This is a genomic window from Streptomyces humidus, assembly GCF_014649655.1.
In the GTDB taxonomy this organism is placed as follows: Bacteria; Actinomycetota; Actinomycetes; order Streptomycetales; family Streptomycetaceae; genus Streptomyces; species Streptomyces humidus.
In genome coordinates this window covers 57411-68389 of the sequence record NZ_BMTL01000043.1, presented here as the reverse complement: position 1 = coordinate 68389, position 10979 = coordinate 57411, and the positions used below count along the sequence as shown (strand labels likewise).

General features: G+C 71.1%; 9 protein-coding genes. 3 read left to right on the top strand and 6 right to left on the bottom strand.

Annotated elements, in window-relative coordinates; translation table 11 throughout:
* Positions 1 to 1828: type I polyketide synthase (locus IE239_RS35895; RefSeq protein ID WP_190153675.1), on the bottom strand; the 1828-nt coding region annotated here is incomplete at its 3' end.
* A gap of 396 nt (positions 1829 to 2224) precedes the next feature.
* Between IE239_RS35895 and IE239_RS35890 the strand changes: the two genes are divergently transcribed.
* The gene (locus tag IE239_RS35890; protein WP_190153674.1) at positions 2225 to 2512 is read left to right on the top strand and encodes an Rv0250c family protein; all 288 of its coding nucleotides are present in this window, start codon (positions 2225 to 2227) and stop codon (positions 2510 to 2512) included.
* Between the two features lie 195 nt (positions 2513 to 2707).
* On the opposite strand, the gene IE239_RS35885 is transcribed toward IE239_RS35890, so the two are convergent.
* The 4 genes from IE239_RS35885 to IE239_RS35870 form a co-directional block, all read right to left on the bottom strand.
* A complete protein-coding gene (locus IE239_RS35885) occupies positions 2708 to 3286 on the bottom strand; it encodes a helix-turn-helix transcriptional regulator (RefSeq protein ID WP_190153673.1) in 579 nt (192 codons plus the stop codon).
* Positions 3287 to 4213: 927 nt separating this feature from the next.
* On the bottom strand, positions 4214 to 5200 hold the full coding sequence (locus IE239_RS35880) for a zinc-dependent alcohol dehydrogenase family protein (RefSeq protein WP_190153672.1): 987 nt from the start codon (positions 5198 to 5200) through the stop codon (positions 4214 to 4216).
* A gap of 242 nt (positions 5201 to 5442) precedes the next feature.
* Entirely contained in the window at positions 5443 to 6429 is a 987-nt protein-coding gene (locus IE239_RS35875) for an Lrp/AsnC family transcriptional regulator (protein ID WP_190153671.1), read from the bottom strand.
* Positions 6426 to 7241 carry an inositol monophosphatase family protein gene (locus IE239_RS35870; RefSeq protein ID WP_190153670.1) on the bottom strand — a complete coding sequence of 272 codons (816 nt, stop codon included), beginning with the start codon at positions 7239 to 7241 and terminating at the stop codon, positions 6426 to 6428. The genes IE239_RS35875 and IE239_RS35870 overlap by 4 nt, the downstream gene beginning before the upstream one ends.
* Positions 7242 to 7541: 300 nt before the next feature.
* On the opposite strand from IE239_RS35870, the gene IE239_RS35865 reads away from it, so the two are divergent.
* Entirely contained in the window at positions 7542 to 8147 is a 606-nt protein-coding gene (locus IE239_RS35865; RefSeq protein ID WP_190153669.1) for a TetR/AcrR family transcriptional regulator, read from the top strand.
* Positions 8148 to 8168: 21 nt separating this feature from the next.
* Here IE239_RS35865 and IE239_RS35860 read toward each other — a convergent pair whose 3' ends face one another.
* The gene (locus IE239_RS35860) at positions 8169 to 8873 is read right to left on the bottom strand and encodes an NTP transferase domain-containing protein (protein WP_190153668.1); all 705 of its coding nucleotides are present in this window, start codon (positions 8871 to 8873) and stop codon (positions 8169 to 8171) included.
* 403 nt (positions 8874 to 9276) lie between these two features.
* Between IE239_RS35860 and IE239_RS35855 the strand changes: the two genes are divergently transcribed.
* A complete protein-coding gene (locus tag IE239_RS35855; protein WP_190153667.1) occupies positions 9277 to 10482 on the top strand; it encodes a glycosyltransferase in 1206 nt (401 codons plus the stop codon).
* Positions 10483 to 10979: the final 497 nt, after the last annotated feature.

Below are 10979 nucleotides of genomic sequence, written 5' to 3'. Positions count from 1 at the left end.
AAGGAGCCAACGCCCCCTCACACGCCTCCATCGACGCCGCGAACACCGGCGACACCTCCCACAACTCCCGCCCCATCCCCACCCACTGCGCCCCCTGACCCGGAAACACGAACACCACCCGACCCACACCACCCGCCACCGCACCCCGCACCACACCAGAACCCGCAACACCCCCACCCGCCAACACATCAAGCCCACCGAGGAGTTCCTCCGACACACCCCCCAACACCACAGCCCGGTCCTCGAACGCCGAACGCGTCGCCGCCAACGACCACCCCACATCCACCGGCCGCACACCCTCACCGGCCGACCTCACATACGAAGCAAGACGACCGGCCTGACCCGCCAACCCCTCCCCACCACGACCCGACACCACCCACGGCACCACACCACCGACGACATCACCGACCACACCACCGGCCACGAACACCGGCACGGCCTCCGCCTGCCCCTGAACCCCCACGGGCAAAGCCTGAACCTGCTCCGCCACAACCGGAGCCTCCTCCAACACGACATGCGCGTTCGTGCCGCCCATGCCGAAGGCACTCACCCCGGCGACGAGGGGCCTGTCGGGCCGGGGCCAAGAGCTGACGGTGTCCTGGACACGGAGTCGGAGGGCATCGAGGGGGATATCGGGGTTGGGGGTCCGGTAGTTGAGGCTCGGCGGGATCTCGCGGTGCTGGAGTGACAGGACCGTCTTGACGAGGCCGGCGATTCCGGCCGCGCCCTCAAGGTGACCCACGTTGGTCTTGAGGGAGCCCACACGCAGTGGCTCGTCGGAGGGCCTCCCCTCGCCCAGGGCCGCGCCGAGGGCAGCCGCCTCCACCGGGTCGCCGACCGGTGTCCCGGTTCCGTGGAGTTCGACGTACTGGACCTCCTGCGGGGACGTCCCCGCGTTGCGCAGGGCGCGCCGGATGACGTCCTCCTGGGCGCGCGCGTCGGGAGTGGTGAGCGTGTCTCCACCACCGTCGTTGTTGACGGCGCTGCCACGGATGACGGCACGGACGGGGTCGCCGTCGGCGAGGGCCCGGTCGAGGGGCTTCAGTACGACGAGGCCGCCGCCCTCGCCCCGGACGAACCCGTTGGCGCGGGCGTCGAAGGTGTAGCAGCGCCCGTCGGGCGAGAGGGCGCCGAAGCGGTGGGGGTGGAGACCGCTCTCCGGGGCGAGGTGCAGGTTCACGCCGCCCGCGAGGGCGATGTCGCTGTCGCCGTTGCGCAGGCTTTCGCAGGCGAGATGGACGGCGACGAGCGAGGACGACTGCGCCGAGTCGAGGGTCAGGCTGGGGCCGCGCAGGCCCAGCAGGTAGGAGAGCCTGTTGGCGATGAGGGCGCGGTGTGTGCCGGTGAAGGACTGGTGGGTGACTGCTTCGGGCCCGAGGGCGTGGAGCAGGGTGGCGTAGTCGTCGTGTGCGGCTCCGATGAACACTCCCGCGCTGGTGGAACGGGCGTGTTCGGGCAGGATCCGGGAATCCTCCAGGGCTTCCCAGGCGAGTTCGAGGACGAGGCGCTGCTGGGGGTCCATGGCGTCCGCCTCGCGGGGCGAGACGCCGAAGAAGCCGGCGTCGAAGCGGTCGACCTCGTCGAGGAATCCGCCCCAGCGAGGTACGCCGTCCGAGGAGGCGTCCCCGGACGCGTCCTCGGCGGAGGCAGCGGCGATCGGCAGGCGATCGGCGGGAGTCGGACGCACGGCGCTCTCACCGTCGCGCAGCAGGCGCCACAAGCCGTCGGGGTCGGGCGCTCCGGGCAGGCGGCAGGCCAGGCCCACGACGGCGATGGCCCGCTGGGGCGCGGCGTTGAGTCCGTACCGTGTGCGTTCTGACTCGCTCATTCCACTCCACCAGCTTGTTCGGCCCAGCCCGTGCGGACCGCAGTCGTCGGGTAGGGCATGCGTACGGCGCACGGCGTAGTCGGCGGCGCGATCCAACCGGACAGGGGGCGGACAGCGGACCGCGGACCGCCGGGCTGCTCACGCTAGGGGCGCATGGACTAGGGCGGCCCCTAGATTCGTGCCGGTCCGCAGGAGGCGGGGAGCGGTCTCGCCGCGGTGTGTTCCCGGGAAACGCCCAGACATGGCCGGGGGCACGGCTTCGGGTGTTGCGCTCGCGGGGGTTCTCCCGTCTGAATGAGCGACACCGCCCGCGGGGGCGGCAGTTGAGGTGTCCCGGTCTCGGGTCGGCGGGCACGACGGAGCTCTGGCCGGTCCGGAGAAGGCGGAGGAATATCCATGACGAACGTGGGACCAGCAGACCTGCGCGACGCTCTGTTCAGGCTGCGCGGCAGCCTGGAGTCGCTACGGCTGGCCGAGGGCGATTCGCCGTACGTCCGCAGGCTGATGAACGATCTCGACCGGTTCCAGCTGGACATGGAGGATGTCACCGGTGCCGGAGTCCGCTCGTCGGCGCTGCACGGGAGCGGTCGTGGGCGGGAGGTCGTACGGATCAGCGACGGCCCGTACCGGCCTCTGGCGTGGCAGGACTCCGACGACGAGGGTATCGGCGGTCACCGCCGCTGAAAGGGCGGGCGCGCCCTCGGTGGCCTCATCAGGGCCGCGGCCGAGAAGACCGGACTTCCCGGGCGGGGCCCGGGAAGTCCGGTGGCGGCACACGCCACCGTGCGGACACGTGCCACCGTGAGGCCGCTTGCCGCCGTGCGGACACCCGCCGCCGTCAGGTCACTTGCCTCCCTGCGGACACGCGCCGCCGTGAGGTCACTTCACGTACTCGGGCACGGCACGAGGCGGCCAACTGCCGACCGTGAGAACGCCCATCGAGTAGGCGCGGGAGACGAGCGCGGCCCGGTTCGGGGCCTTGAAGCGGCGCAGCATCAGACCGACGTGGTACTCCACGCCCTGCCGGCTGAGGTAGAGGCGCGAGGCGAGCTGGATGGTCGAGGCTCCGGTGGCCACGCCCTCCAGGATGCGTGCGTCCAGGGCGGTGAGCACCGGCGTCGGCCTGGCGGGTCGCTCCGCGGCCTCGGTCGGCTCGTCCTCCGGGCTCATCAGGACGACGACACCTGACAGGTCGTCCCCTTCCCCCTTGACGGCGATGCCGGTGATCTCCGCGGAGAAGACACGGTCGTGTCCGCGCATCGCGACCACGCGCTCGACGAAACGGCTGCCCTGGCCGTTCGAGAGGTGGGTGAAGTGCTTGGGCAGGATGTTGCGGGCGCTCGGATGCAGGACGTCGTAGATGCTGCGTCCGCAGATCTCCGTGGACGGCCGGGCGACATGGCGGAAGAAGTCGGCGTTCGCCGCTTCTATCTTCAGGCCGGCGTCCAGACTCGCCATGCAGGTGACGTGGGGCGGAGCGTTGTGCCGCCGGTCTCCTCCGCGTGGATTGCGCGATGCTTCGGGAAGGCCACTGACCATTGCCGACCTGTCGGCGTAGGGGAGCATGGAATTCCTCTCCTGAACGTCAACGCGGAATTAGTGTTTTAACAGCGGAAGACAGAGCAGAAAGCCGCTGCGACGAATTTCCCGTTCTTTTTCTGCACCGCTGCTGGCGACATTAGGTCGGTCGTGCGTGAGGAGTCAACGACGGCCGGGGCCGGCGGCGAAATACTGCGGTGCCCCCGTACCGCGGGTTCGGTCATCGCACGCGGTTCTGTTCGGTGGACCGGTTCGGTACGGTCACACGTGCACAGCGTGATGACGCACGCCCGCCCGGAGCCCTGTTACGCCGACACGACCGGGGTGTGTCACGGACGGAAAGGAAACGGCGGGCGCAACACTCCGGTCTGCGCCTTCGGCTGAAGATCGGACAACCGTGACGTCAGCCCTCTCATGCGGCGCCGTCGGCCTCAGCACCCACCGAAGGCTCTGTATGACGATCCGATAACGAAAGCGCGATCATGGTTTGGCCATGGATGAACATGGGAACCCACCCGCTCCCGCGGGCGGATAGCGGGGGTTCCACACGCCTCCACCACTGTTCCGGGAAGGCCTTCCGGGAAGGCGTTCCGGGAATCAAGACGCACACCGGCGCGGATACGTTCCCACCCCCTTTCTTCGCTTCGGCGCGGCAATGGGCAACCCGGCAGGGACAGGCCGCAGAAACACGAGGGAACACGCGAAGGCCGGGATTTCACTGAACGCACACCGGCCCCGGTCACCGGGCAGGGCGAACGCGACGACGCGATCGACCGGTTCGCGGCGGGTCGGCGGGTCGGCGGGTCGGCGGGTCGGCGGGTCGGCGGGTCGGCGGGTCGGCGGAATCTAGTGGCCGACGCTGACGACGATCTTGCCGGTGGCGGTCCCGTCGGCCAAGGCGGCATGCGCTTCCGCGACGTCGGCGAGACCGAACCGGCGAGGGTCGAGCAGCGGCCTGAGGTGGCCCGCGTCCGCCAGGGCGGTGATCTCGCGCAGGATCTCGCCATGGTGCTCGCGGCCACGGCCGGTCAGCATGGGCGCCAGGGTGAAGACCCCGGAGTACGTGGCGCCCCGGAAGGACAGCGGAGCGAGGCTGTGCGTTCCCCAGCCGAGGGCGCTGAGGACGTGCCCGGTGTACGTTCGCACGATGGCGAAGGACGCGTCCAGGACCGGCCCGCCGACGGTGTCGTAGACGATGTCGAAGCCCTCGCCGCCGGTCAGGCGCTCGACGTACTCCTGCGGCGTCTCGGCGGTGTAGTCGATCGCGGTGGCCCCGAACCCCTCGATGACCTTGAGGCGGTGCGGTGACCCGGTGCCGAAGACCTCGGCGCCTCGGGCACGGGCGATCTGAATGCCCACATGACCGACGCCCCCGGCGCCGCCGTGCACGAGCACCTTCTGTCCCGCGTGCACCTGCGCCCTGTCGACCAGGCCCTCCCACGCGGTGATGGCCACCAGCGGGAGCGCGGCCGCCTCGCGCATGTCCAGGGACTCCGGCTTGGGCGCCAGGAGTCGGGCGTCGACCGCCGCGTACTGGGCGAGGGACCCCTGCAGGTCGCCGACGCCGCCCGTCATGCCGTAGACCTCGTCGCCCGGGGCGAACCCGTCGACTCCCTCGCCCACCTGCTCGACCACGCCGGCCAGGTCGAGACCGAGCACGGCGGGAAGGGTGCGTGCGGCATGTGCCGCCTCACCTGCGCTGATCTTGAGGTCGAGCGGGTTCGTCCCGCTCGCCTCGATCCGTACCAGCACCTGACCGGGACCGGCCACCGGCTTCTCGATCTCCTTGAGCACCATCGAGGCGCCGAACTCTTCCAGGACCACTGCACGCATGACGCCACCTCGGATGTCGTTGTGGAAAGCGCTTCTCGGGCGGGACCCGCGACTCTGGATCCCATTAATCAAACAGACTAGTTCGTTCGATTAACGAGGGCAAGTGGACGGGCAAGCGGGCCGGCGAGCGGACCGGCAGGGAGCGCGCACCGGACCGGCGGCCCGGAGACGCCGGGCAGGTCGGGCAGGCCACCCGGCGGTTTCGTGACCTGCTCGACAGGGCGTACGGGCGGCGGGGCCGCTCAGCCGGGGCGTTTGACGGCGCGGCCGACCAGGAAGGTCTCGACGGCGGTGACGCCCAGACCGGTGAGATCCTCGCTGAGGAAGCGGTACAGGGCTGCGGTGTCCGGCAGCCACAGTGCGAGGGAGAGGTTGTTGCGCCCGGTGCCGGCCAGCGCGCCGTGCACGGCCGGGTGCGCGGCGAGGGTGCGGCCCGCCGCGTCCAGCCGGTCCGGCGGGAGCTGCAGCCACACGTTGGCGTCGACGAACAGGCCCAGGCGCCTGGGGTCGACCACGACCTCCGTGCGGAGCAGGCCCCCGGCCAGCAGCGCCGTCAGCCGCCGCCGGACCGTCGAGGCCGGGTGACCGGTGCGCTCGGCGACGGCCGACGCGGACAACCGGCCGTCCTCGGCCAGGGCGGCCGCGACGGAACGGTCGGTCTCGTCCGGCTCCCGCCGTTCCGAGGCGGCGGGAGGCGGGGTGAGCGCCTGCCGTTCGGCCGGGTCCAGCACGTCCAGCCGCCACTCGTGAGCCTGGCGGAAAGCGTGCAGCACGGTCTGCGCCTCCACCGAGGTGACGGCGCTGGTGGCGGGCAACTGCTGGAGGAGCAGGCGGTTGTGCGGGGCGGGTCCGCGGGTGAACTGGACGGCGTGGATCTCGTCCCCCGCGGCGGACATGTCCACGAACGGAATGTCCTCCCGGGCGGCGAGCGCCGAGGAGATCTGCTCGATCCTGCCGCGCAGCACGCGGATGCGGAGTTGCACCGCACCCAGGTCCGGGGGCTGCGCCAGCCGGCCTCGGACGCGAACGACGTCCTGGCGGGTCAGCGCCCGGAGCCGGCGGTGCACCTCGCGCGTGCTCATGCCGAGCACGTCCGCCAGCCGTTCCGCGGGCGCCCGGCCGTCGCACTGCAGGGCGGCGACCAGGCGCTGGTCGGCGGCGGACAGGACGTCCGCGTCACCGGAGCCGCGGACTTCTGCGCCGCCGTGGGCGACTTGGCTGTGCTTCACACGTGCAGTGTGTCGCAGGCCCGGTCGACGATCGCGGCGAGCATCAGCGCATGCAGCGCCCGCGGTGCGGCGAGGAAGCCGTCCGCGCCGGCCCGCCACGGCCGCCCGGTGAGGTCGGTGACGGCCAGTCCGGCCTCGGCGGCGATCAGGGCGGGGCCGATCAGGTTGGCGTCGTCGGAGCCGTACTGCCAGAAGCCGTCCAGCCGGCCGTCCGCCGTGTCGGCGACCTGCCAGGAGGTGGCGCCGAGGTTGCGGACCGCGCCCGCCTTCGGGAGCAGCGCGCTCAGCGACCGGCCGGCGCCCCGTACGGCCTCGGGCTCGCGGGCGATCCCCGGCGGCTGGCTGGTGCCGAGCAGGGCGGCGTCGAGCGTGCGCTTGACGGAGGGGCGCATCGGCCTGCCGTCCCGCCGGGCGCCGCCGCCGAGAGCCGCCGCGCACGTCTCGCCGAGCAGCGGACTGTGCAGCACCGCGGCCACCGCCCGGCGTTCCCGTACAAGGGTGAGCGAGACGCACCAGTGCGGCAGCCCCTGGAGAAGCTGCACCGCGCCGTCCACGGCGTCGGCCACCCACACCTCCCCTTGCTCGGGCAGCCGGGTGTCCAGCTCGTCGGCCCACACGGCCCCGGGCCGCAGCGCGCCGAGACGCTCGCGCAACAGGGCCAGCGCGGGCTCGTCGACGGCCGAGAACCGGCGCAGGAACTCGTCCCGGTCCCGGGCGGGCCGGGGAGGCAGCTCGAGCGCGCGCAGCAGCGCGCCGACGGCGTGGACGGCTTCGGTCATCGGGCCGAGCAGCATGCTGTCCGTGGGTGGCATGGCGGGGGTCCTCCGGTCGGGTCGATGCACTGCGGGATACGCGACGAGCCTGCCGCCCTCGGGTCGATGTGGGCCGTCCGCGGACTCGCTTCTGAGCGGATCTCGCGCAGAAGGGCATCGTGATGAGCGGAACTGCTGTTCTGGCCTGATTCCGTGGGCGGTCGGTACCGCGCACCGTCGGGCCGCGGGCCGCACCCACCCTCGCCGAAGACGCTCCGGCATGCTCGAGATACCTGGCCGAGCGGTCGATTGCACGTACTAACAAGACGGACTAGTCTGTTCGATCAAGGAGGTCGGGTGATGGTCACGCAGATCAGGAAGACGAAGTCCGAGGAGAGAATCCTCAGTGCGGCGGCCGAGCTGTTCTACGCCAACGGGCTGCGCGGGGTCGGCGTCGACCAGGTCATCGCCGCCTCGGGCGTCGCCAAGTCCACGCTGTACGTGCACTTCCGCACCAAGGAGGAGCTGGTCGCCGCGTACCTGCGCAGGACGGACGACTCCTGGACGGCGCAACTGCAGGACGCCGCCGCCCGCACCGGCGACGACCCCCGCGAACAGCTCGTCGGACTGTTCGACGCGCTGACGGACGCCTTCGACCGGCACGGCTTCTTCGGGTGCCCGTTCGTCAGCGCGGCGGTCGAGGCGGACCTGGACTCCGAGGCGCGGGCCGTCACCGTGCAGCACACCCAGCGCCGTCAGAAGTGGCTGACCGGGCTGAGCGAACAGGCCGGCGCGGACGACCCCGGCGCGCTCGCCCGGCACATCGGACTGCTGATCGACGGGGCCCTGACCTCAGGACGCCTGCTCCAGGACCGCGCCGTGGTCGAGGAAGCGAAATCCGCGGCACGCCTGCTCGTCGCCGCCCACGCCCGGCAGACGCGGGGAACGGCACCCGGACAGGCCTGATGCTCGTCGACGCGCGCGAGGTCAGCCCGCGGGGGTGTTGTAGTTGACGATCCCCTCCACCATGAGAGCGACCGCACCGGCCAGCGGGTTGACCGTTCCCAGGCCCACCACGTCGGGCAGCCTGTGCGCCTCGCTCTCGGTGACGGCCACCATGCCCCAGAACGCGTTGAAGCCCGACGGATCCGCCGGCTTGTCGGTGGCCGCCCCCACGGTCAGGACGCCTCCCGACTCGGCGACGGCCAGCGCGCCCATCTGCCGCAGCGTGTCGTGATCGCGCTCCTCGGCGGCCACCACGCTCCAGCCCGCCACGTCCACCTGCCGTAACGCGTCAAGGAGCCTGCCAGGCGTGTCGGCCCCCTCGACAACGATGTCGGGCAGGACGAGGACCACCGGCCCCTGTGTCATCGGCAGGGCAGACCGGATGGCTCCGTCGAGGCCGGGTCCGAACGACTCGTCCTGATAGACGAAGACGATCTGGAAGACGTCGGCATAGCGCGCGAGATAACTCACCGTTTCCAGCTTGTGGGGTCCGAACACGACGACCATGCGCACGTTGAGTCCGCTCTTGGCGAGTTCGACCACGGCTTCCAGGCTGCGGTCCAGCACGGTGACTCCAGGGGCCAGACAGTGCAACTCCTTCGCGTAGGGCGCCCCGAAACGTGTTCCGTATCCGGCGCAGGGCAGGATGACCGAGACATCAGGTACGGGTGTCGACGAACTCTGCATCCTGGCACTCCGGTTGTGTGGACGATGGGGGATCTTGCACACCTCGCCGAGCACAGACTGCCCAGAGCCGGCCGACGCCGAACCTCCCGCCGATCGCACGACGGCGCGCACCGTGACCACCGGGACGACCATTTACCTGTACATTCCGAACGAACAACTCTGCTGCGACAAAGTCGAATTGACCGACGAAAACCAATGCGGTCCGCCCGGTGACGCGGCCCGCCCGGAGCCGTGCCCGGTGACGCGGGGCGGCCGTCGCCTGCCCGGGCCGACATACGACCCGCACCGCCGCCGGTCATTCCTGACGGCCGGCATGACGCGGACATCGCCCGACGCCGACGCCCCGGGCCTGGACGGGGAAACGACACGAGCGCAGGGAATACCCGACGAAAGAGGACGCTGAATGCGGGTGCTGTTGTCTACATACGGGACGCGTGGCGACGTCGAGCCGCTGGTGGCACTCGCGGTGCGGCTGCGGGCGCTCGGCGCGGCGGTGAGGATGTGCGCCCCGCCGGACGAGGAGTTCGCCGAGCGGCTCGCGGCCGCCGGAGTGCAGCCGGTGCCGGTAGGGCTGCCCGTCAGGGAGTTGATGCGCGGGAAGACCCTGCCCTCGGCGACGGAACTGGCCCGCTACCGGAACGAGTTGGTCGAGACGCAGTTCGACGCGTTCCCCGCGGCCCTCGACGGATGCGACGTGGTGGTGGCGGCGGGTCTGGGGCAGGTCGCGGCACGGTCCGTGGCCGAGGCGGCGGATGTCTCCTACGTGTACGCGAGCTATGCGGCGGTCCACCTGCCCTCGCCGCACCACGCGCCACCGCCGCGACCGGGCTGGCCGGAGCCCGAGGCAGCCGACAACCCGACGCTGTGGGAGTCGGACGCCCGTCAGGTCGACGCCCAGTTCGGCGAGGCGCTCAACACTCGCCGGGCCGGACTCGGGCTGCCGCCGGTGAGCAACGTGCGCGATCACATCCTCACCGACCGTCCGTGGCTGGCGGCGGACCCGGTCCTGGGACCGTGGCAGGAGACCCCCGGCCTCGACGTCGTGCAGACGGGCGCATGGACCCTCGCGGACGAACGCCCCCTCCCGCCCGACGTGGCGGAGTTCCTGGACGCGGGCAGCCCGCCGGTCTACGTGGGTTTCGGCAGCATGTCCCCGGCCGAAGGCGTCGGCGGCATGGCCGTCGAGGCGATCCGCGCACAGGGGCGCCGGGTGCTCGTGTCCCGTGGCTGGGCGGACCTGGATCTCCTCGACGACGGGGACGACTGCTTCGCCGTGGGCGAGGTCAGCCATCAGAACCTGTTCCGCAAGGTGGCCGCCGTGGTCCATCACGGCGGCGCGGGCACGACGCTGACGGCGGCCCGGGCGGGCGCACCGCAAGTGGTGATACCTCTGCAACTGTCGGACAACCCGTACTGGGCCCGCCGGGTGGCGGCACTGGGCCTCGGCGCGTCCCTCGACGCTCCTGCCACCACCGTCGGATCTCTGGGCATCGCGCTCACGACTGCTCTGTCACCCGAGACCCGGGCGCGCGCGAAGTCCCTCGGAAGCCGACTGCGCACCGACGGAGCGGAGGTGGCCGCGCGCCGGTTGCTGGAGCGGCGCCGGTGAACCACCGCGCCCCGGTGCTCGGACCATAGCGCTCGGACGTTGGCGCTCGGACGGTAGCGCTCGGACCGTTGCGGGCGAAGGAGCCCCGGGCGGGGTGAACCCGTCCGGGGCCTGGCGGTCCGCTGCCCTCAGGAATACCCCTTGATGTCGCACGCCGAGCGCAAACGGTGTTCCCTCACTCAACGAGTGTGGCGTTGGTCACCGTTGACCACCCAATCGGAGCGCATTTAGCATCAACGGAAATGAGCCACCGCACGGGCGGCCGAATCAACAGGAGCGTCCGCAACCATTGTTCCGCACTTCGCGCGACTTCATGGACTTCTCGGTTGGCAGAGGGAAATTCCCAGAAGCTCGCGCGACGTGCCGCCGAGTCCGTGAAAGTCCGGTTCGAAAGTCCGGAACGGCCCGCCGCCTTCGTGTCGTTCACCCAGGCCGGATCAACAGGACCCGCGGGCTCCGTCCTGAGATCGCACTTCGTCGGCAACGCACACATTCCG

Coding starts and splice junctions, on each gene's coding strand:
- IE239_RS35890 (WP_190153674.1), top strand. CDS start 2,225: ATGACGAACGTGGGACCAGCAGACCTGCGCGACGCTCTGTTCAGGCTG.
- IE239_RS35885 (WP_190153673.1), bottom strand. CDS start 3,286: ATGGCGAGTCTGGACGCCGGCCTGAAGATAGAAGCGGCGAACGCCGAC.
- IE239_RS35880 (WP_190153672.1), bottom strand. CDS start 5,200: ATGCGTGCAGTGGTCCTGGAAGAGTTCGGCGCCTCGATGGTGCTCAAG.
- IE239_RS35870 (WP_190153670.1), bottom strand. CDS start 7,241: ATGCCACCCACGGACAGCATGCTGCTCGGCCCGATGACCGAAGCCGTC.
- IE239_RS35865 (WP_190153669.1), top strand. CDS start 7,542: ATGGTCACGCAGATCAGGAAGACGAAGTCCGAGGAGAGAATCCTCAGT.
- IE239_RS35860 (WP_190153668.1), bottom strand. CDS start 8,873: ATGCAGAGTTCGTCGACACCCGTACCTGATGTCTCGGTCATCCTGCCC.
- IE239_RS35855 (WP_190153667.1), top strand. CDS start 9,277: ATGCGGGTGCTGTTGTCTACATACGGGACGCGTGGCGACGTCGAGCCG.